This window comes from Pseudoalteromonas sp. TAB23, assembly GCF_000498075.1.
GTDB lineage: Bacteria > Pseudomonadota > Gammaproteobacteria > Enterobacterales > Alteromonadaceae > Pseudoalteromonas > Pseudoalteromonas arctica.
In genome coordinates, this window is record NZ_AUTP01000284.1 from 1 (window position 1) to 22,645 (window position 22,645).

General features: G+C 39.0%; 15 protein-coding genes and 4 pseudogenes. 10 read left to right on the forward strand and 9 right to left on the reverse strand.

What is annotated here, in order from left to right:
- Window positions 1-31: 31 nt before the first annotated feature.
- Window positions 32-1,200 (reverse strand): IS3 family transposase gene (locus L654_RS0117710; RefSeq protein WP_139016089.1). Its coding sequence is split into 2 segments (ribosomal slippage): window positions 32-924 and window positions 924-1,200, totalling 1,170 coding nucleotides; the frame shifts between segments, so codons are not numbered across the junction.
- 115 nt (window positions 1,201-1,315) lie between these two features.
- On the opposite strand from L654_RS0117710, the gene L654_RS0117720 reads away from it, so the two are divergent.
- The 5 genes and pseudogenes from L654_RS0117720 to L654_RS0117745 all read left to right on the forward strand — a co-directional run bounded on the left by L654_RS0117720 (window position 1,316) and on the right by L654_RS0117745 (window position 7,866).
- Window positions 1,316-2,401: a hypothetical protein gene (locus tag L654_RS0117720; RefSeq protein WP_024608633.1), complete on the forward strand. Its 1,086-nt coding sequence runs from the start codon at window positions 1,316-1,318 to the stop codon at window positions 2,399-2,401.
- Between the two features lie 465 nt (window positions 2,402-2,866).
- A pseudogene (locus L654_RS1000000128715) lies at window positions 2,867-4,392 on the forward strand (acetyl-CoA hydrolase/transferase family protein).
- Window positions 4,393-4,631: 239 nt separating this feature from the next.
- On the forward strand, window positions 4,632-4,988 hold the full coding sequence (locus L654_RS0117735) for a TfoX/Sxy family protein (protein ID WP_024608634.1): 357 nt from the start codon (window positions 4,632-4,634) through the stop codon (window positions 4,986-4,988).
- A gap of 211 nt (window positions 4,989-5,199) precedes the next feature.
- Window positions 5,200-5,511, forward strand: a complete 312-nt coding sequence (locus L654_RS0117740; protein WP_002958288.1) for an EthD family reductase — start codon at window positions 5,200-5,202, stop codon at window positions 5,509-5,511.
- A 219-nt stretch (window positions 5,512-5,730) separates the two neighbouring features.
- Complete coding sequence (locus tag L654_RS0117745; protein WP_024608635.1) at window positions 5,731-7,866, forward strand: TonB-dependent siderophore receptor; 2,136 nt, start codon at window positions 5,731-5,733, stop codon at window positions 7,864-7,866.
- 33 nt (window positions 7,867-7,899) lie between these two features.
- Here the strand turns inward: L654_RS0117745 and L654_RS0117750 are convergent, their stop codons facing one another.
- From L654_RS0117750 to L654_RS0117785, 7 genes are all read right to left on the reverse strand, one after another.
- Window positions 7,900-8,994: a mechanosensitive ion channel family protein gene (locus tag L654_RS0117750; protein ID WP_024608636.1), complete on the reverse strand. Its 1,095-nt coding sequence runs from the start codon at window positions 8,992-8,994 to the stop codon at window positions 7,900-7,902.
- Between the two features lie 94 nt (window positions 8,995-9,088).
- Window positions 9,089-9,490 carry a DUF6691 family protein gene (locus tag L654_RS0117755; RefSeq protein WP_024608637.1) on the reverse strand — a complete coding sequence of 134 codons (402 nt, stop codon included), beginning with the start codon at window positions 9,488-9,490 and terminating at the stop codon, window positions 9,089-9,091.
- Window positions 9,491-9,493: 3 nt separating this feature from the next.
- Complete coding sequence (locus tag L654_RS1000000127410) at window positions 9,494-9,907, reverse strand: YeeE/YedE thiosulfate transporter family protein (protein ID WP_007584056.1); 414 nt, start codon at window positions 9,905-9,907, stop codon at window positions 9,494-9,496.
- Between the two features lie 2 nt (window positions 9,908-9,909).
- The gene (locus tag L654_RS0117765) at window positions 9,910-11,169 is read right to left on the reverse strand and encodes an outer membrane protein transport protein (RefSeq protein WP_024608638.1); all 1,260 of its coding nucleotides are present in this window, start codon (window positions 11,167-11,169) and stop codon (window positions 9,910-9,912) included.
- 379 nt (window positions 11,170-11,548) lie between these two features.
- Window positions 11,549-12,979, reverse strand: a complete 1,431-nt coding sequence (locus L654_RS0117775) for a sugar porter family MFS transporter (protein ID WP_024590759.1) — start codon at window positions 12,977-12,979, stop codon at window positions 11,549-11,551.
- Between the two features lie 36 nt (window positions 12,980-13,015).
- On the reverse strand, window positions 13,016-13,840 hold the full coding sequence (locus L654_RS0117780) for a FecR domain-containing protein (protein ID WP_225305776.1): 825 nt from the start codon (window positions 13,838-13,840) through the stop codon (window positions 13,016-13,018).
- Window positions 13,841-14,095: 255 nt separating this feature from the next.
- Window positions 14,096-14,668 carry an RNA polymerase sigma factor gene (locus L654_RS0117785; protein WP_024590760.1) on the reverse strand — a complete coding sequence of 191 codons (573 nt, stop codon included), beginning with the start codon at window positions 14,666-14,668 and terminating at the stop codon, window positions 14,096-14,098.
- Between the two features lie 347 nt (window positions 14,669-15,015).
- On the opposite strand from L654_RS0117785, the pseudogene L654_RS01000000126360 reads away from it, so the two are divergent.
- The 4 genes and pseudogenes from L654_RS01000000126360 (at window position 15,016) to L654_RS0117805 (ending at window position 21,408) form a co-directional block, all read left to right on the forward strand.
- A pseudogene (locus tag L654_RS01000000126360) lies at window positions 15,016-18,289 on the forward strand (TonB-dependent receptor).
- A 71-nt stretch (window positions 18,290-18,360) separates the two neighbouring features.
- Window positions 18,361-19,917 (forward strand): tryptophan halogenase family protein, encoded by a 1,557-nt coding sequence (locus L654_RS0117795; RefSeq protein ID WP_024608639.1) that lies wholly within the window; start codon window positions 18,361-18,363, stop codon window positions 19,915-19,917.
- 38 nt (window positions 19,918-19,955) lie between these two features.
- Complete coding sequence (locus L654_RS0117800; protein WP_024608640.1) at window positions 19,956-20,696, forward strand: SapC family protein; 741 nt, start codon at window positions 19,956-19,958, stop codon at window positions 20,694-20,696.
- A complete protein-coding gene (locus tag L654_RS0117805; protein ID WP_024608641.1) occupies window positions 20,689-21,408 on the forward strand; it encodes a DUF6445 family protein in 720 nt (239 codons plus the stop codon). The genes L654_RS0117800 and L654_RS0117805 overlap by 8 nt, the downstream gene beginning before the upstream one ends.
- Window positions 21,409-21,446: 38 nt before the next feature.
- On the opposite strand, the pseudogene L654_RS01000000126365 reads toward L654_RS0117805, so the two are convergent.
- Window positions 21,447-21,626 (reverse strand): annotated as a pseudogene (locus L654_RS01000000126365) (tyrosine-protein phosphatase); the annotation flags it as partial.
- A 90-nt stretch (window positions 21,627-21,716) separates the two neighbouring features.
- Between L654_RS01000000126365 and L654_RS0117810 the strand changes: the two are divergent.
- A pseudogene (locus L654_RS0117810) lies at window positions 21,717-22,645 on the forward strand (DNA polymerase III subunit epsilon); the annotation flags it as partial.

Genomic DNA, 22,645 nt, shown 5'->3' on the forward strand with positions numbered 1-22,645 from the left:
TGACGTGGTCAACTAAATTCAGTCACCCTAGTTAAGAAACCATATCTAATGTTTCGGTTCGTTCTTCAAAGTCATTTGGGCTTTGATAATTTAAGTACGAATGTAAGCGACGACTGTTGTACCACATGCAGATGTAATTCATTACATCCTGTTGAGCTTCATAACGCGTTGGGTAATTTTTCCAATGCACGCGCTCTTGCTTCAAACTACCGAAGAAGCTTTCTGCAACAGCATTATCCCAGCAACAACCTTTCTTACTCATGCTACCAATGAAGTCGTTTGACTTGAGCAATCTACGATATTGATGGCTTGCATATTGAACCCCTTGATCTGAATGGATAATCAACCCTGCTTTGGGTTGGCGTTGCCACATCGCCATAGTCAGTGCGTCACAGACAAGCTGCGCTTTCATTCGTGAGCCCATGCTCCAACCAACGACTTTACGCGAATATAAATCAATCACTACCGCCAGATATAACCAACCTTCTGCAGTCCAAACATAAGTGATATCTTGTACCCAAGCTTGATCAGCGGCTTCAACGTTGAAGTTTTGCTCAAGTACATTGGGATAAATAGGCTTGTTATGGTCACTATTCGTTGTTACTTTGTATTTCTTTTTATAACGCACCCAGACATTTGCCTCTTTCATTAACTGTGCTGTTTTGTGACGGCTCACCGGAAAACCGAGTGCATTTAAGACTTTCTGAATACGCCTTTCACCGTAAGTATTATCACTGAAGTGCGCTATGTCCTTGACCCAATCAATCATTTCTTGATGTGTTGGATCCTCTGATTTAGTTGAATATCGCTTTTGATAACTATAGTAATTGTTACTTTTTACACCCAGTATTCGGCACATTACCGCCACAGGCCAGGTCTTCTTGTATTGGGTTATGAACGAGTATTTCACTTCGTTTCTTTGGCAAAGAAGACCGTCGCTTTTTTTAATATTTCACGCTCCATTTCTAGGCGTTTCACTTGCGCTTTTAGCTCTCTGATCTCTTCTTGCTCAGGGGTCAAATTACCATTCCCTCTAAAAGCCTGCCCATCATCATTTTCAGCTTCTTTTATCCACCGACCAAGCATGTTGGGATTTACCCCTAAATTTCTAGAGGCTTCTGCTTGAGAGTAGTTTTGCTCAACAACTAATGCGATGGCATCAAGTTTAAATTCTTTGGAATACTTTTTACGTTTTGTCATTATCGATCTCCAGTTAAGTTGATTATCTCTTAACTGGGGTAGTCGAATCCATTAAACCACGTCATATCTCTTAACTGGGGTAGTCGAATCCATTAAACCACGTCAGATTGCTTCTTTGCGCTCTGAAGTAAGTGAAGTCAGAGATGAAGCACTCATCACCTTAAACCAACTTTTTACTGTGAAGGTTCTTAACAAAACTCAAATTAAATCTTTTAAAACCAACTTGCTGAAAAATGTAGATAACAATGGTTTACCAATAAGCAATGTGTTTTATAAAATTTATTTTTTAGAATTATTTAATTGTGATAAAAAATTGGTGTCTAGTTTTAAACAACACTTGTTAAGCTCATCTCCACATTCTCAATCAGAACAAAAAGAACCAAAATCATTTGGTTTAAGTAATACGCCTGATGCATTTACAGTAGAACTTTCCGGAAGTTTTCGTTACATAAACTGGGGAGTTGAAGAATTGGAAATACACGTAAAAAAAATATTGGCGTGGTGGGAGTTCGATAAAAACATCGTTGAAAAGCAACAGGAATCCGATGTTTTTGGTTTCGATGTTCAACAAGAAATGTGGGTACGTTTTTCTAAAATTGTAGAATGCTTATATAAAACAGTCGTTAATTTTGAACTAAAACAATTTCGAGCTCAATTAGGTAATATGTGTGTTGAGTTTGAGGAGAAAGGTTTCAATACATTATATTTAAAAGCTGTGTTATTGAACTACTTAGAACTAAACACCACAAAGTTTTATAATGAACTCAGTAATGCATTAGCATCTGAGCAAAAGGACATTATGTTGGATGCTTTTAGAGCCATCAATCATCTTATAAATGTATCAGGTGACTTAGTTAAGGAAATTTTAGGTTTACTCTCTAACTTTATAATGTTTTCTAACTCCCCCTTAATCATTCATGTTATTAAAATTTTTAAAGTTTTCTTTAAAAAAGACAAAGAGCTATTTAAGTTGTATCTCGAAGCTACAATTCTCAATCTCTTTGAGAAGACAGAGAGAGGTTATGAACAGTTCAGTTTTGATGAAAGGTTAGAGCTTAGGGTTTCGGTTGGTGAATTGGCATGTTTATTATTCAATGATTACCAAGATGATGAACAAAAAATACCATCCTCGATACTTGAGCTAAGAGAGCTGCAAATGTCAGAAAATGAATTTTCTGAAGTTCGAAATATATGGAGTTAATACGCATCTAATAATTATCGGTTGTCTCTATGGTGGCATATGTAAGTAACTCAAAAATTATGAATGCTTTCGAGCATTCCATAATTTTATGGTATTTTATGCCACCTTATGCCAACTTACACTTCAGTTACGATGCTGTGAACCAATAAAACCGAACTTTTTTATGCCAACTTATACTTCAAACGACATTGGGTGTTTAAACTAATAAATTTATCTCTTCCAAAAGAATTCACCTTATTTAATAATACGGTTTGTTTATAGATTACTTTATAAATTTCCTTATATATTTTTGTTTCTTTTTTGTAAAAATCATCACTAACAACCACATGATAGTGTTAGCTAAAAGTAAATTAACCTCTCTTTTAAACATGTTGCTCATCCTCGATTCGTAAATACGACTTAAGTCTAGATTGTGTAGTACGAAGTTAGGATTAGAATAATGTCAAATTTAGAGAGGAGCTCAGTATGCACTTGGAACGTATTCGCAATAGTAACCTGCATGACAAGGTGATGCCGGCAGAACAAGCAAGCCAATTTATTAAAGATGGAATGACTGTAGGGATGAGTGGTTTCACTCGCGCCGGAGAAGCTAAAGCAGTACCCAGAGCATTAATTGAGCAAGTCAAAAAAAATCCAATCAAAATAAATTTAATGACGGGTGCGTCATTAGGTAATGATCTCGACAAGCTATTAACAGAAGCGGGCATCTTAGCGCGTCGTATGCCTTTTCAAGTAGATAGCACTTTACGTAAAGCGATTAATAACGGCGAAGTTATGTTTATTGATCAGCATTTATCTGAAACGGTTGAGCATTTACGTAACCATCAATTAACCATGCCTGATGTGGCTGNATTGAAGCCGTTGCCATTACCGAAGAAGGGCATATTGTGCCAACTACATCGGTAGGTAATTCAGCGAGTTTTGCTATTTTTGCCAAAGAAGTAATCGTTGAAATTAATATGCTGCATAACCCGAATCTTGAAGGTTTGCATGACATATACATTCCATCTTATCGTCCTACTCGCCAACCAATGCCGTTAGTTAAAGTGGATGACCGAATTGGTAGTACTGCAATTCCTATCGATCCTGCAAAAATTGTTGGTATTGTTTTTACTAACCAAAGCGACTCGTTTTCTACCGTTACCGACCCTGATGAAGACACCGCCGCTATTGCGCGCCATTTAGTTAACTTTTTTAAAGACGAAGTGGCTCAAAATAAATTGCCAGCTAATTTAGGTCCGCTACAAGCAGGCATTGGTAACATTGCTAATGCTGTAATGATGGGACTACTCGACTCTGACTTTAAAGACCTAACAATGTACTCTGAAGTACTACAAGATTCGACGTTTGACCTAATTGACGCAGGTAAGCTTAGTTTTGCATCGGGCAGCTCAATTGTGTTGTCTGAGCGTTGTAATGCGCAAGTATTTAATAACTTAGAGCAATACAAAGACAAGCTAGTGTTACGCCCTCAAGAAATTTCTAACCATCCTGAAATAGTGCGCCGTTTAGGGATTATTGCAATAAACACCGCGCTTGAGTTTGATATGTATGGCAACGTAAATTCAACACATGTGTGTGGCACACGAATGATGAATGGTATTGGTGGCTCTGGTGATTTTGCTCGTAATGCTCATTTAGCAATATTTGTGACTAAATCGATTGCTAAAAATGGCGCTATTTCAAGCGTAGTGCCTATGGCGAGCCACGTTGATCATAACGAGCATGATGTTGATATATTAGTAACTGAGCAAGGTTTAGCTGATTTACGCGGTTTAGCACCGCGTGAGCGTGCTGTACAAGTTATTAAGCATTGTGTGCACCCAGAATATCGCGAAGCGATGTTAGACTATTATGAGCGCGCTTGTGAGCGTGGTGGGCATACCCCTCATTTACTTGAAGAAGCGTTTAGCTGGCATATTCGCTTAGAGCAAGAAGGCAGTATGAAAAAAGCATCTGTAACAAATGCTCCAGCGCAACTGTCTGCATAAGCATTTTGGTTTATTAAAATTGAATTAGTAAGTTTTATACTTACTTTTAAACCGCACTAGTGTCAGCTCAATCAGCTTTGATTAGTGCGGTTTGATAAAAACTGTAAGTCCAAAATAATTTTATACCTACTCTTTGCATACCTTTTCCAGCCACCTTTTATTATTTTATTTACTTAGGTTTAAGTGCTATTACCGTTATTAAGTGTGTAATGTGTTTATTAAAAAATAGAGATGCTTAAATGGCTTTTGACAGAGGGTTAGAAGAGCGACTCTATGAGTTGTTTAATGCGCGCCACGATTTAGTAGTAAAGAAAATGTTTGGTGGTTTATGTTTTATAATTTCGGAGTATATGTGCTGCGTAATAATAGGCAACAAGCTGATGGTGCGAGTAGGGCCTGAAAACTACAGCGATTGTTTAGCTAAACCTCATGTAACTGAAATGGACTTTACCGGAAAGCCAGTTAAGGGCTTGGTTTATATTTTGCCTGAAGGTTTTGAGTCTGATTCTGATTTAACATATTGGGTAAATACGTGCGTTAACTTTGTAGAGTCTTTACCGCCCAAACCTTTTAAAAAACGACCCGCACTTAAGTAAATTAGCGAAGTATCACCTTAATTAAAATACGCATTGCAATCAAATTACTGGCGCTATGAGCATGAATACTACATAATTGAGCGACTGCTCACTTATGCGCTTTTTACTTAAGTATGATTCATACTATTTCAAAAGACGCTTTGAACACTAGTTTGTAAAGCTGTTTATTAGCACAGCTTTAAATTTTTTAGTAAATAAAAGAGAGAATGTAATGATTAAAGTAAGCGTATTATACCCAAATAATGAAAGTGCTACTTTCGATATGGACTACTACTGTAAAACACATTTACCACTAGTTGCAGAGTTAGTTGGTAAAGCGCTTATATCAAGTAGTGCAGATGCAGGTTTAGCTGGTGGCGCACCGGGCGAAGCGCCAACTTATATTGCTATGGGGCATTTAGTGTTTGAATCGGTAGAATCTTTTCAGCAAGCCTTTGCACCTCATCAAGAAGTAATAGCGGCTGATTTAGTTAATTTTACTAACGTGTCTCCAGTAATTCAAATTAGCAATATTGCTGGGTAAATTACACGCTAAAACTAATTTAAGAATTACTTAATAACCCCTACTGTATTTAATACAGTAGGGGTTTTATTTTAACTGCAATAAAAGGGCTAGCGCTCTGTTTTAAGTAAAATTAGTTCTAATATTTAGATGTATTAAACCCGCTCCTGTGTTGATTATGAAAATGATAAGAGTTATCATTTAGCTTGTTGGCTATCTACACTTCTCCCAGGAATTATCATGTTTAACCCTAATTATTTGGCATTAAGTATTGCTGCGTCTTTATCTGCTTTTTCTAATATGGCATTTGCAGAGCAAAATAACGATATTGAAAAAATAGAAGTAACTGGCCGTGCCCAGCAATTTTACCTAGAAACCGAAAGTAAAATTGGTACTAAAACTAATTTAGATCTTATTAAGCTTCCGCAATCGGCTCAGGTGTTAACAGAGCAACTTATAATTGACCAAGCAGCTCGTGACATTACCGATTTGTACCGATCTATTGCGGGAGTGAGCGAATATAGCTACTCAGGCGTAACTTTTCGTGGTTTTAGAGATGACGCAAATGTATTTTACGATGGTGTGCGTGGCGACCCATATTCGGGCTTTGGTGTACCGCAGTTATTTAATGTAGAACGTGTTGAAGTATTAAAAGGGCCAGCCTCTGCTTTGTATGGCGGTGGCGAACCTGGTGGGATGATTAATTACGTAACTAAAAAGCCAAGCTACACACAAAAACGCGAATTAAAGCTTACTTTGGGTAATTACAACACCCGTGGTGCATCACTCGATATGACGGGTGGTTTAAACGATACAATGGCTTATAGATTGGGTGGTTATTATGAAGAGCAAGACAGCTTTCGTAACAATGCAGACTCAGCTAATACCGAGCTAACAGGCGGATTGTTATTTGATTTAAGTGATTCAACAACCCTAACCACAAGTGTTGACTACATAAAACAAGACCTGGGCGGTAACCGCTTACGGGGCGTACCGGTAGATGACAACGGCAACTTTTTAGTTGACCCAAGTTATAACGCTAATGAAGCGGTTGATTATCAAAATATGGAAGCTTTGGTCCTTCAAGCAGAACTTAGCCATTATTTTAATGATGATTTTTCTTTAAGTACTACGTTTCGCTACATGGATAACGAGCGAGACCAAGCCTACCATGAGTCGCAAAGCTGGGTAGATGTAAACGGTGATGGCGTTGCCAATATTGACGATGAAACGATTAAGCGTGAATACCGTAAGCAATTTCGTGCCAATAAAGAGGCAAGTGTAACCACCGACTTTGTTTATAACTTTGGACAAGGACAATTAACCCATCAGTTTTTATTTGGTGGTGATTACCACACCGTTGATACCGAATATGACTACTTTCGTGCTCGATATGAGGCCGATGGCGTCGCTAATTTAAATATTTTTAATTTAAACTACGGTGAAACCGATCCAAGTACTTATAACCTTACCGACATGAACCGCGATGGCGTAGATACCGACCGATTTGGTGTATACGCGCAAGACGTAATTAGCATAGGCGAGCAGTGGACAATAATTGCAGGCCTACGCTATGACCATTTTAAAGAGTTTAATCAAGAAACTGGTTTTAGTTACTCAGATAGCGACATAACGCCGCGCGTTGCTGTTACTTATCAGCCAGTAGAAAACACATCGGTATATATTAACTACTCAGAGAGCTTTAACCCTGCATCGTCAGCCGACCAAGAGGATGTAGAAGGCGAAGGTAATTTAGAACCAGAAACCGGCAAGCAAACCGAGCTGGGTATGAAAAACCAATGGCTCGACGGCAAAATAATGAGCACCTTTGCAATTTACCAAATTAATAAAGAAAACGTGGTAATGAGCAACCCAGACGATACGGGAGCGGGGGATGGAATTGCTGCACTTTTAAATATAGGTGAAGTAGAAAGCCGAGGATTTGAAACAACTTTAGTCGGCGATTTATCAGCGCACTGGACCGTAACGGCTAACTACGCATACAACGATACGCAAGTGGTAGACGGCGTAACGGGTGATACGCTTTCAAATACATTTGGAGATGGTTCGCGCTTTGCTAATGCACCACGCCACCAGGCAGGTTTATGGACTCGCTACGCAATTGATTCAATTGACTCATCAATTGCATTTGGTGCAAATTACGTAAGTGAGCAACTTAGTACCAGTGGCCAAAAAGTAAAACCATTTACTGTATTTGATATGAGCTGGACGAGTCGCTTTGACGACGTATTACTGAGTGTAAATATTAATAACCTGTTTGACAAAGAATACGCGGTTAGTGGATTTAGTGAGCGAAACGGCCACTTTCCTGGCAGCCCTCGTGAAATTATTGGGCAAATAACTTACAAGTTTTAATACTTATTAGCGCGAGAGTCACTCGCGCTTTTTTTAAGTATCGCCTTGCACTTTTTTATCACTATTAAATTTAGCAGCTTCTTGAGTCGTGTTAATAGCCGTAATAGGGAAGGGGATTACAATACCTTCTTTTTTATAGCGTTTATGCAGGGCTTTTATAAAAGCAGATTTAACCCAAAAGCGATTAAAGTATTCTTTAGCTCTAAGCATTACCGTAAAGTTAATGCTTGATCTATCAAAGGTATGAAAAACCACAAAGGTATTGTAATCATCAACGCCCCATTCGTGTGAAATAAGTATTTCGCGAGCCACTTCAAGTGTTACTTGCTCAACAAACTCTAAATCTGAATCGTAATGCACACTTATATCAACAGGTACGCTTAGCTCTTTTTCAGGGTAAAAGTAATTAATAATACGCGATTTAGATAATTGGCTATTAGGTATAATAATCATATTGTTAGGTAGCATTTTAACCCATGTAGATCGCCAGCCTATATGATCTACAAAGCCTTGCTCCTTAGATTCAAGCTCAATAAAATCACCCACCCTCATAGGTTTATCTATTACTAGCTGCACGCCAGAAAAAAAGTTTTCGAGGGTAGGTTGCAAAGCAAGAGCAACAGCCAGAGACGTAATACCTAACGAGGCAATAATAGGCGTAATAGAAATACCTAGCGTGCCCATTAATACCAGTAATCCCACTGACGATAATGTAACGCGTATCACGCCTTTAATTATGCTTTTTGAATTAAAAACCACGGCTGATTGTTTACCATAGTAATTAATAGTGCCAATAATAAAGCGGTCTAAAAACATAATAAGTGCAAGCAGCGCTAATACAATATTAATGCTATTAAAAGGGATCTGCTGAGAAATAGAAGTACTAATAATGAAGGTGTCGTGCTCTAAAATGGTGAGTAGCACAATAATTGTGCACAGTGTTAGCGGCTTAGATATTGACTCTATTAGTAAAGTATCGAATATAAATTTGGTTTTTGAAGTCCATTTTTTTAGCCAGTACATTACAAAAAAACGAATTAAAAACAGTAGTATAGCTATAAGTAAAAAGGAGGACGCTGCGCTTAACCAAGGTGTGCTGTTAGAAAATTCCAGCGCTTTATTTAGCATAACTTAAACCTGTTCAATATAGTTTTATATATTGCAGCAAGTTATGTACCTTTGTTTGGGTAAAGTAGCTGCCGAGTTTAGTCGGCAGCAAATATTATACTTTTTTGGCTAACCACATACCGCCTAGTACGGCTGCAAAAAATAATAAAAACTCCATTTTAAGAGACACCAATTGAACCAAACCAGGCCCTGGGCATATACCACTTAAACCCCAGCCTAAACCAAAAAGTACTGAGCCGATAATTAAGCGCGCATCAATATTTTTTAAATTACTTAAATTAAACGTTCCTGAAATAAGTGGCTTTTCTTTTTTTGCAACCCATAACCATGTAAACATCATTATTAGCATGGCAACAGCCATCACTATAATTAAGCTTGCGTCCCATTGGTTTCCATAGGTAAGAAAGTTAATCACTTTAGCGGGGTTTGTCATCCCGCTAATAATAAGTCCTAAGCCAAATATAAAGCCTATAACAACCATCATAATTGCTTTCATTATTTATCCTACAAGGTTTGCTGTAATGAAGGCGACAAGCATAAATGTGCATGTTGCAACCCAAGAGCGAGCAGAAAAGCGCGACATGCCGCACACACCATGGCCACTTGTGCACCCATTAGCTAAAGTTGTACCAGCGCCAACTAAAAGCCCTGCAACAACAATAAGCCAAGGCGGTAATTGCAATTCGCCTTCTAATAAAGATGGCGCAAATACCCTTACAGCGACTCCTGCCAACAACAACCCTAAAATAAAGTATAACTGCCAACGAGAGTCTGAATTTGCTTTAGCGAATACAGATTTAACAATGCCTGATATACCCGCAATTTTTCCGTATAAAACCAGTAATAACGTACACGCTATACCTATTAATGCACCGCCTATTGCAGCCGATACTGGGGTGAATTCTGTTATCATTTTTAAATTTCCCAAACAATAGAAACGCCTAAACCGGTTTGTTTCATTTCGATTGATAATTGTTGATTAGGCGCTAAGTAGTTAGCACCCGTTACTTTTTTTGCTGGCGAATAAAAAGCCATAGCGTTTAATTGTACCTTGTTGGTAAAAGAATGGCTAAAGCCAGTAGTAAAATGCCACTCTTGAACACCCGGGGCTAAAATATTTAATATAACTTGAGAAGAAGGAATAGGCTGCTCGGTGTAAGACACCCCAAAACGAATTTTTTGTTGCGATGTACGCTGCCACTGATAGCCAAGCTTATAAATAGTCATATCGTTCCAGCCAAACCCAGCGCCGGCGTTAGCTCCTAAAGGCGCTGACATCAAGTTATTGACTGGATTTGCAATACTTTTTACTTCGCTGTAATTTATTTTTTGCCAATCAAATACAACCTGATTACTTGGGGTAAGCTTGTAGGCTGCGCCAAGTTGAAACGAACTTGGCAGATCAAATCCGCCTTGCTCTGCAAATAAACCTTTATAGCTATCAAACTCTTGCATAGACACTGATGAGCGGTAACTTGCCCCCCAGCTTAATGACGAATTTATATCTTGGCTAATACCCAGTTGAATGCCTAGGCCTGTGCTTGTATCGGTGCCATTATTTGTAAGCGCTTGGGGTGATTGCGAAAAAGGAGCAAAGTTTCCAAGCCCTTGCGCTTCAAACTGTTGCACCACGTAAATAGGGGATACACCAAGGCGTGTTTGTTCATTCAACTTATAGCTTACTGTTGGGCTAATAAAGAGTTGTTTTAAATCAACGCCCGTCGTACCAGCGTAAAAAGTCCCCTCAGGAGAGGATTCTGCGCCGTACTCGGTATTCATACCGCCGTTGCCATACACTAATAAGCCAATATTTACTTTTTCATTTAATTGATGGCCAATAGCAAACTCTGGAATTGCAAATACAGTGTTGTCGCTTTTTTGTGTTTTTGCTTCAAGATAAAATGCGCCAGGGTAAAAAGTATCTACTTTTGATGCAGTATATTTTCGTTCAGGTGAAAAAAGCTCTAAGCCCAGAGATAGCTCTGTTCCATTAGGTAAAAAGGTTGCTGGATTATTAGCGCCAGACATTAATTCTTCTGACAGCGCTACACCTGCGCCAGCCATACCTTTGTGGGTCATGCCATAGCCGTGAGTAAAATAACCATTAGTAGCAAATGCACTGAACGAACCTAACGTACACGTTAAAGCTAAACCTGAAATTAACTGTTTTTTCATTTTAGTAAATACATAAAGTTGGAATGGGCGGACAATAGCTAATTTTTGATATTCTAAAAAGGAATTTAAATAGATTAGTTATAATAAAAGGTAATACGGCAATAGTTATAAAGCTAAAATAAATGAGCGTAGATTGCTATTCAATCTTAGCTTAAGTTAAAAGGTTCGCTAACGTATTGAGTTATAGCGATATTTAAGTATGCAATCGGTAGCTATACACTTTGGTATTAAAAGTGTGCAGGTAAAAGGAGGGTTTACGTATCAACAGCAGTTTAAAATATATTTATTAGTTAACGTTTAGCTCATCCAAACAATCACTCTTAAATAACGCCATTGTATGTAAAAGCAAAGCGGCGATTAATATCGCCGCTTTTAAAAATCACATAGATTCGAGCGTTTTACCGCGTGTTTCTTTAATGTATTTAACAACAAAAAATATGCTTATAAGTGCCGATAACGCATAAAATCCATAAGCGCCGGCAAGGCCAATGTTAGCCAGCATAATAGGGAAGGTCATGGTGATTGCAAAGTTAGCAATCCACTGCGCACTGGCAGCAACGGCAAGGGCAGCACCACGAATACGGTTATTAAACATTTCGCCTAATAATACCCATACAATTGGGCCCCAACTTAAGCCAAAAAATACCACAAATAAGTTAGCCATAATAAGTGCAAACGTACCCATGTTATCGCTAAGTGCAAGTTTGCCTGCGTCATCAAGGCCTGCACTGCCAAATATATAAGTAAGCGCGCTTAAGCTGATAAACATACCAATACTGCCTACAAGCAACAGTGGTTTACGGCCAACTTTGTCAACTAGGGCAATGGCAATAAAAGTAGATACAATATTAGTAGTGCCCGCTAATACATTTATAAATAGCGATTGCGACTCATCAAACCCAGCGGCCTGCCAAAGCTCAGAGCCGTAATAAAACACCACGTTAATACCCACAAATTGCTGAAACACACTCAGCGCCACACCTACCCAAACAATTGGGTGTACCTTTTTACTGTTATCAATAAATAAATCGCGAATACTTGGCTTTGTATCGCTATGCAATGAGCGTTTTACATCGCTTATTTGTTTATCTGCATTGTCGTTCGATATTTTACTAAATACTGCTTTAGCATCGTCTACTTTACCTTGCGCTACTAAATAACGAGGCGACTCAGGAATAAACAACACACCGACTAAAAACAGTACCGCAGGGACAAGCTCAGCCCAAAACATCCAGCGCCAAGCGGCTATATCAAGCATTAAAATATTTTGCGCGCTGCCTGCTGCATCAGCAATTAAATAGTTACTTAAAAAAGCAGCAAATAAACCCAGTACAATAGCGAGTTGTTGTAGTGTAGCTAAACGACCACGAAGTGCTGGTGGCGCAACTTCTGCAATGTAAGCTGGCGCTAATACTGATGCAGCACCAATACCTAAACCACCAAATAAACGGTAAAAAATAAACTCCGCAGAGCTTTCGCTAATGCCTGAGCCAAATGCACTAATGGCAAAAATAATCGCGGTGATGATCATAATTGCACGGCGACCAAACTTATCAGCTAGCGGCCCTGCAGCAAGCGCACCTAGGGCGCACCCTAGTAACACAGACGCTACGTTAAACCCCGTAGCCACACTGCTTGAATTAAATGCATTACCGAGCGCCGATACTGTGCCGTTAATAACGCCCGAGTCAAAACCAAATAAAAAGCCACCAATAGCAGCAACGGCCGATATAAATATTACGTAAAAAAGTGAGCACGTGTTTGATGTGCGCGCCGAGCTATTATTCCTCGGCGATAAAGATGATGTCATGATTGTGTGTCCTGATTTTTATTATTGTGTACTGTACTATATTGAAGCGCTTGGATCTGCGTAATTTAAACGAATTTTATCTGGGCTAATTCTTTCATAACTAATATTAAAATTATTATTTAATACTTCTAATAAGCCCTTAACATCGCCTGTTTTAAACATACCAGCGACTTGTACCCTTGTTAAACGCTCATCATCAGAAAGCTCAAAGTCTATATTCGTATATCGACTAATCTCGGCCATGGCATCGGCAAGAGATTCGCCTCTAAAAATAAGGCTTCCTTTACGCCAAGAAAGACTAGCCGCTACATCTATAGGGTCTACTTTTTCAACGTGCTTAGCTATTTTACCTTTGAAACTTAAATCGAGCTTTTCACCTTTAGAAACTGCTGTAGAGTTATTTGATAAAAATTTACCAAGCTTATTTGTTCCATTTTTTTGGAGGTTTGATGGTTGCGAACTAGTTTGTTCGGCAACAAGCACTTTGCCATCAGTGACTATTAACTCTATTTGTTTTTTACCCACTTCAACATTAAACGCAGTGCCTACTGCCTGAATAACTTTATCACCAGCAATAACACTTAAAGGCCGTGTCTTATCATGCGCCACATTTATATGTATCTCGCCCCGCAGTAAGTTAATTACTCGAGAGTCTCGGGTATATCTTATTTGTACAAAGCTATTAGTATTTAATGTGATTTCACTTTTATCTGGCAAAATTATGTCTTTGCTTTCACCTACACCCGTTTGAAAGTTAAGTTGCTTAGCGACAACAGCTGACTGATTAACGGGATAAAAAAATGAAAAATTAAATGCTTCTTGAAAAAAGCTAAGTGCAACAGCCANGTTGCACCTAACCACACAGGGAGGCGTTTTTGTCTAGATTGTGATTGCGGGAATAGATCAGATAAGCGGCTAAGTTCACCCATCTTGTCCCATAGGTGTGCAACTTCAAGCAATACTTCGACGTTTTTATATGACTGAGCTAACCATAGCTGCAATGCGTCTTTTTCGGGTTTAGTTAAACCTCTATCGAGCTTGGCAAGCCATTCACTAGCACAATCAAGGCGTGCGTCTTCGACGGCCTTATTATTTCGTTCGCTTATATGGTGGACATTACTCATGACTACCTCCAGCACTTTTTTGTGAAGAAGAGTTCGGTTTGCCATACACACTTTTTTCAGATTGACGCATAAACTGCGTACAACGTTTTACGCCGGTTGCTATATGTTTTTCCACGGTACTTTCACTAAGGTTTAATTGAGCAGCAATTTCTCGCTGCGAATAACCATACACTTTTTTTAATACAAACACTTTACGGCATTGAACAGGCAAAAGCCTGACAGCTTCACAAAAATTTGAAAATTCGCAATCGGTTAGCGCATTTTCGTACATTTCGTCTTTCTGATGTTCTGCTAAGAGTTGCTCTAATGCTTCCATGTTGTCGATACTATCGACTAGTCGTATATTGGCTTGCTTTTGATAATCGAGCGCTAGGTTACGCGCCGTTTTATAAATAAAAGATTTTGGTGAGCTAATGTTTTCAGTGTTTTTTATTTGACAAATTCGCACGTAAGTTTCTTGCACAATGTCTTCAATTTCATGTGGAGGTACTATGCGTGCCACTACATTTGAGAGACCTTTGCGCGAGGCCAGATAAGCCTTATAAAATAGTGTGTCTTTTGTCATTGAGTGTGTGTCTCGTGTGTGTGTGGTTTTGGCAATTGTTGTTATTGTTTTGCCATTACAGCTTAAGACGATTGGTAATAAAAAATCCGCTACTCAATTTTAAAATAAATTGTTTTTCTATTTGTAAAATTGCAGGCACTATCAATCCTTGTTGTTAAAAGCTTGTAATTTGAATACCAAGTGTACTACAGTTTTTCAAATTATTAACACGTATAGGCTAGCTCTATAATTATACGTGTTCATATAACCAATTAATTAATATAAAAATATATTTAACTTTTTTAGTTGAAACCCCACAACATTTTTTTTGCACACCAAAAAATAATAAAGGTTTAGTAATAATAAGTATGGCTAGTCAAAAAAATAAATTATTTGAAAAAAATAAAAAATATTTATGGAGGAAAATAAAAAGTCACTCGTCTTCATTCTGTGTATGGCCAAAAACTATACGCATGGAATGTATACATTTGCCACTTTGTTTACCGCTATATGTGCTTGTTTTTAGCTTAGTCACCACAGAGGTGAAAGCGAGCTCGGTGGACGAAAAAGCAATGTTTAACATTCCTCGACAAAGGGCCGATTTATCGCTAATAAACTTTGCCGAGCAAGCCGATATTACTTTGCTTTTTCCGTTGGATAAAATTCAACAGTTACAAACAAATACTATTACTGGCGAGTATTCAATAATAAATGCATTACAGATTTTACTCGACAGTACCGGCTTGCAAATGCAAGTTAGCGAAGATGGGCAAATTTCTATTTTAATAGACCCTAGCTTCGAGAGAACTGACAACATGGCTAACTATAAAAAAAATGGCGTGTCGAGTGCTGTACTAGCTGTATTAAGCACAATGGCAACCCTTCCTGCAGTTGCAGAAACAGCAGTACAAGATCCAGAAATAATAGAAGTACGCGGAATTAGAGGCTCNAAAAAGAGAAGCCGGTGGCGTGGTTGATTCCATTTCAGCGGAAGACATTGGTAAATTTCCTGATACAAACTTAGCCGAGTCTTTGCAACGTATTACTGGGGTTTCAATAGACCGTTCAGGCGGCGAAGGGCAGCTTATTACGGTGCGTGGTTTTGGCCCGCAGTTTAATACTGTACTAGTAAACGGACGCCAAATGGCATCAGAGAATCAAAGCCGTGCATTTAGCTTTGATACCATTGCATCAGAATTGGTTAAAAGCCTAGATGTATTTAAAACCTCAACGGCCACTATGCAATCTGGTGGTATTGGCTCAACAGTAAACGTTAATACGGCACGTCCATTTGCGATTAGTGGCTTTAAAATAGCGGGTAGTGTTAAAGGTATTTACGATGAAAATAGCGAAGAAACCACACCAGAAATTTCAGGGTTAATTAGTAATACATTTAATGATGACACACTGGGTTTGTTGTTTGCTGTGTCTCGTCAAGAACGCGAAACACGCTTAAACCAAGCTCAAGTAGATGGATGGCTCGAAAACGTCGGTGTTTCAAACCCGCAAACTCAAAGTGGGCAAGCTTACAGTGGTAATATATTTTCGCCACGCAATTACGATCACAAAGTTACTACAGAAACACGCACACGAACTAATGCCAACTTAGTTATTCAGTATGCCCCATCAGATGATTTAGTGATTACTGCTGACGCACTTTACTCCGATTTTGATGTAGAGGCCGATACAACTTCATACGGGCACTGGTTTACAGCACCAAACTTAGAAGGCTTTGGTGATGCAGCAGGCCCAACTGTTGATGAAAATGGCACTGTGGTTGATTTATATCAAGAGGTAGGCCTTGCCACCGATATGCACGCTAAAAAGTTTGATCGTTTAACCAACTCTAGCGCATTAGGTTTAAACTTTGATTGGCATGTAAACGATAACTTAAATATGAAGTTTGATTTGAGCCACTCAAAAGCCGAGCGTGAGGCTAATAATGGCGGTGGCGATCAGCTATCGTTGATTGGCTATGCTAACCGAGTGCGCTTTGAAGTAGACGGTGGCATTTTGCCTTACGCCAGTGAATTTGCCTCAGCTAACCCTAATATTTACAGTGGCCAACAAGAACTGAATGGTGTGGCTTACGATCCAGGGGTAACGCCTGATGGAGTGTCTAATCATTTAGATACAGCAAATAGCCGAGCACATGTAATGCTCCGCCGTGGTTGGGCTGTTGAGGATACTGTTGATCAATTTCGCTGGGATAGTGTATGGAATAACGAAGGTACATCGGGGTTAATCGCGGTTAAATTTGGTGCCATGTACTCAACTGAAACTAAGAACCTAGATCGTTGGGATAACGAAGGCGTTGGTATTCATTGTACTTTTTGTGGTTACCCAGATGCTCCGAGCATGGACGGCTTAGCGCAGTTTGTATTTGATGCTGGAGATGACTTTTTAGGCGATGTAAGTGGTAGCGGACGTATGCCGACATCATGGCTAGCACACGACGGGGAAGCTAACTTTGCATACCTAGAGCAAATTGCAGCTGCAAACGGGCAAGTTATCAGCTTTGATGCTGTTAAGCGTAACAAATCGTTTGAAATCACCGAAGATACTTTTTCATTCTATACTGAATTTGATTTTGAGGCCGAGCTTGCAGGCATGCCATTATACGCATCTGCTGGGTTTAGATATGAAAGTACCGATGTAAAAGTAAAAGGCACAGATGAGCCAGTTAGCGCGCTAACTATTTTAGATAAAACCGAGATGTTGGCTAACTTTGGTGCAGTAAAAAATATTTCATCAAGCTCAGATTACGAAGCTATTTTGCCTAACTTTAGTGTAAAGCTTGAAATTAATGACGATTTGATAGCCCGTGCTGCCGTATCACAAACGATAACGCGCCCAACACTCGATAGTATGTCGCCAGTGACTGTTATCGAAACTACTCGCCAAGGTGGCAACTTAACATCAAGCTCAGGTAATCCTGCACTTGAACCATTTACCTCAGATAACTTAGATTTATCACTAGAGTGGTACTACGCCGACGCAAGTTACTTATCAGCTGGTTACTTTAGAAAAAACGTTGCTAACTTCATTATAAACACCACTGAAGACTTAACGTTCGAGCTTGCTGGTGGTGGGTTACTTACAGACCCTTCTACAGGCAATGATGTAGATAACTCTGATGCTGCCGACTCTACAGCCGTGTTTACCAATACGTTACCAAATAATAGCGAGTCGGCAATTGTTGACGGCTGGGAGCTGGCTCTACAGCATAGCTTTGATAGTGGCTTTGGCTTTATGGTTAATGCAACGTTTGTTGATAGTGATGCAGAATTAGACCCAGCAGATATAACGCAGGTATTTGCATTAACGGGTTTAAGCGATTCTTACAATGTGGTTGGTTTTTATGAAAATGGGCCATTTCAGGCGCGTTTAGCTTATAACTGGCGTGACAGTTTTGTACAGTCGCTTACGCAGTTAAATGGTGATGGTGTCACTATAGTGGAAGACTATGCACAACTCGATGCCAGTGGAAGCTATGATATTACCGAAAATGTATCGGTGTTCTTTGAAGGTATAAACTTAACCGAAGAATACGTACACAAACGTGGTCGCTTTTCTAATCAATTACTAATGGTTGAAGATAGCGGGCGACGTTTTGCGTTAGGTGTTCGTGGTAGTTTCTAACTTAAATAATAAAAGTGGCTTTTACATTTAGTAATAGCCACTTTTTAAATATGCCTTTATAGGTAACAAGTATGAACCAGCAAAATAAAAAAATAAAAACAGTGGTTGTCGTTGGTGGCGGTATAGCGGGCTGGCTAACAGCAGGTCGATTAGCGGCACATCATAAGAGTAATACGCCCGATGGTCTTAATGTTGTGCTAGTTGAATCACCAAATGTACCAATTATAGGTGTTGGTGAAGGCACTTGGCCCACCATGCGCAGTACATTAATAGCACTTGGTATTAGCGAAACCGATTTTATACGCGAGTGTGAGGCAAGCTTTAAGCAAGGTGCAAAATTTGCCAAATGGGTGGATGGCAGCAATGATGATTTTTATTATCACCCATTAGTTCTGCCGCAGGGCTTTTCAAAAACTGATATGGCAGGGCATTGGTTAAATAACACAGCTGAGTTAACTTCTTTTTCAAACGCAGTGTGTTATCAAGAAGCTATTTGTGAGCAAGGACTTGCCCCTAAAACAATTTGTACACCAGAATATGCTGCTATAGCCAATTATGCCTACCATTTAGACTCTGCAAAATTTGCTGTTTTTTTACAAAAACACTGTACGCAGCAGCTTGGCGTTAAACATATTTTAGCCGATGTAACGCAGGTCAATAGTGCTAAAAATGGCGATATTGCAAGCGTTACCACAAAACAACAAGGTGAAATTAGCGGTGATTTATTTGTCGATTGCACCGGCTTTTCATCATTGTTATTAGGCGAGCATTACAAGGTTCCCTTTAAGCCCTGCGATGACGTGCTGTTTATTGATACCGCCTTAGCAGTGCAAGTCCCTTATGAGAATGAAGATGAGAGCATTGCGTCTCACACAATTTCAACAGCGCAAGAAGCGGGTTGGATTTGGGATATAGGTTTACAGCACCGCCGTGGTGTAGGTTACGTATATTCGAGTAAATATAGTACAGAAGCGCGAGCCAGAGAAAAACTCAAAGAATATGTAGGCGATAAAATTGATTCGCTCACCATCAGAAAAATCCCTATTAAAAGTGGTCATCGCTCACACTTTTGGCAAAACAACTGTGTTGCAGTTGGGCTTTCGGCTGGCTTTTTGGAACCGCTTGAAGCTTCTGCATTGGTATTAGTAGAAATGTCAGCGCAAATGATCAGCGAACAACTCCCCCACACCCGCGATATTATGGATATTACCGCCAAGCGCTTTAATGAGACGTTTAGTTATAGGTGGGGGAAAATAATCGACTTTTTAAAGCTACACTATATTTTATCAACCCGTGACGATAACGCATTTTGGAGCGATAACAGAAACCCAAAAACGATTCCTCAAAGCCTACAAGATCTAATGAAATTATGGCAATACCGCGCCCCTGCTGACCACGACTTTACAAGTAACAATGAGGTGTTTCCAGCGGCGAGTTATCAATATGTTTTATATGGTATGGGCTTTAAAAGTGACTACAGCACAACTGCCTATATGCTTAAAGACACTGCTTTTGCTAAAAGTCAGTTTGATAAAAATAAAAGCATGATAAACCAAGCAGTCACTAACTTACCTAGTAACCGAGAATTGTTAAATAAAATTAAGAATCATGGCTTTAGCACTATTTAGCTTAAAAATTTACACATAAAAACAATAAAGAGACACGCATGGAAAATTTAGTCGCATTAGAGCAAAGTGCTCATCAGCATATAAAAATAGACACACAAAAAGCACAATCACACGCTGAAAACATTAATATGATTCCTGTTGTTATGGCGGAACTTAATCAAATTGCCGTTCAGCAGCCTATAGTTTTTGCAAAAAACTCAGAAACAGGGGAGTTTACACTCAATGCTTTATTAGGCTTTGAGCAACATGAGAACTTGTTTTATCAGAACTCGCAGTGGCAGGGCGTGTATTTACCGCTTCAATTACAGCGTCAGCCATTTTTTGTTGGTGATACTCATGCGCAGCAAACTCAATACCCTGTGTGTATTAATTTAAATAGCCCAGCAGTCGTTAATAATCGAGCGCAAAGCCAGAATAATTTAGAACCAATTTATACCCAAAGCGCAGAAGAAAGTAGCTATTTCAAACAAATAAAGCAGTGTTTAGGGCATTTATTACAAGGCGAAATAGACAATAAAAAGTTAATTGATACCTTGTTACAGTATGAGTTACTGCAGCCATTATCGCTTGAGGTAACGTTTCAGAACAGTCAAAAAATAAAGTTAAACGGCCTATACATTATTAACCAAGAAAGACTCGCACAACTTAATAGTGATCAAATTACGCTTTTACATCAAAGCGCTTTATTACCCGCTATTTATACTGTTATAACCTCACTTGGCCAAATATACCCATTGATAGAGCGTAAAAATGCAGTGCTTAATTTAGCCGATGATTGATTTTAAACTAAACGAAAATACGGCGTTACACATACATACTGTAGGGGAAGAGAAAACCCCAATTATTGTTATTGATGATTTTGTAAATAATGTAGATGCGCTTATTAATTTTGCTGTGTTTTCTCAAAGTGCTAGAGAATCGTTTTGCGCACAAGAAAGTGATTTTTACCCAGGAGTAAGAAAAGCCGCACCGCTTAGTTATATCGAGCGGTTAAAAGCGCTTGCGCCAATTATTAATTCGCACTTTGATATGGCGGATAAAAGCGAGTTTGATGTAATTCTTTCTGCTTTTTCAATTGCATGCACTGAGCCTGATAAGCTCAGGCCAATACAAATGCTCCCTCATTTTGATACACCTAATATGAATCAACTTGCTATGGTGCACTTTTTATGTGATGAAACTCATGGTGGCACTTCATTTTATAAGCATAAATCCTTAGGGTATGAACGTATAACAAAAGAGCGGCTTATGCTTTATAGACAAGCTATTAAGCAACAAGCCATGGCGCAAAAGCTTCATAAAAATCCACAATATATAAATGGAAGTACAACTTTGTTTGAGCAAGTTTACAGTGTAGAGGCAAAGCTAAATCGCGCAGTTATATACCCAAGTAACTTATTGCATTCCGGTAATATAAACGCGTCTAATGGTTATGCCTGCGACCCAGTTAATGGGCGTTTAACTATTAGTAGCTTTGCTGCTTTACGCTAGCTTTTTTATTACCGACTAAAACTCTCAAAGTACTCTTTTTATAGCTCTATAGTCAGTACTTTAGGGCGAATGCCTTGTACTAGGTTGTATACCTCTTCTTTTGTGTAACCTGCCGAATTTAAAATAAGCGCAGCGACCAACCCTGTGCCGCTGGTGCCACCCTTGCAGTGTATGGCAATGGTTTGTTTGTATTGTATGGCTTGTAGTATGTCGGTTTTTACATTTAGTGCTTATCGACTCTACATTATTTTGATATGGCAACTATAAGCATTACTGATTACAAGTTTAAGATTGAATAATAAGCGCAAATACTAGATACTGTTTTTATATACAGTTGTGGCGATATTATGAAAAAAGAATTACCAGCAAAATACTATTTAGCGCATTTTAAAGAGCTTATTGAGTTTGTAACAAGTAAATGTATGCATTTACTTGAGCCTAAACATAGTGAATTTATTAGTAAAATTAACCAGCTAGATGAGCAAAGCCAGTGCATGTTGGCGCGGGTGTACTCGCGAAAGCCTTATTTGGTGCAGGCGCAATCGCTCAATTATGAAGAAATAACATCGCCGCATCAGGCTATTTATACGCTAAAAAAAGCGGGCATTTTATTTGAGCCAAACGAGCAGCACTATTCGCAGCTTTTAGCGCACTTAACCAAACCTTCTTTGGTTGAGTTGCTAAGTAATTACAGTGAGCAAATAAGCTTTAAAAAGAGCGCCGCTAAAGGCGCGCTGGTGGATATTGCGCGTGAGTTTTTTAAAGCATGCCCACAAGAGCTTGCGCCACTTTATAGCCAGTATGTAATTAATAACCGCAGTGATTACTACGAGTATTTTGAGTTTTTATTTGCAGGCAAACTAAGCAGTGGAGATGTGAATCATCAAAATCGTTTTGTAATGCGAGACTTAGGCTTAACGGCTACGCGCGAAGGGCACAGCGAGAGCTTGTCGCGGTTTGAAACACTTGACGAAGCGCAATCAAACTATTTACTAAACCGTTACCGGTTAGCATTTAAAAATATAACAGATGAGAGCGATTACGTTGCATTAGCGTCGCAGGTTTTAGTGCAAGCTGCACATGGTGCAATTGCCGTTGTATTAAAAAACAAACTATTAGTTAGGCTTTATAGGCAGTTAAAAACAGTTGATAGCGAACTTGCTTTTAGTTTGCTTGAAGGGTGCGTGGATGATAGCGAAGCACAAGAAATTCAAATAAGAGAGCAATACAGGCTTGG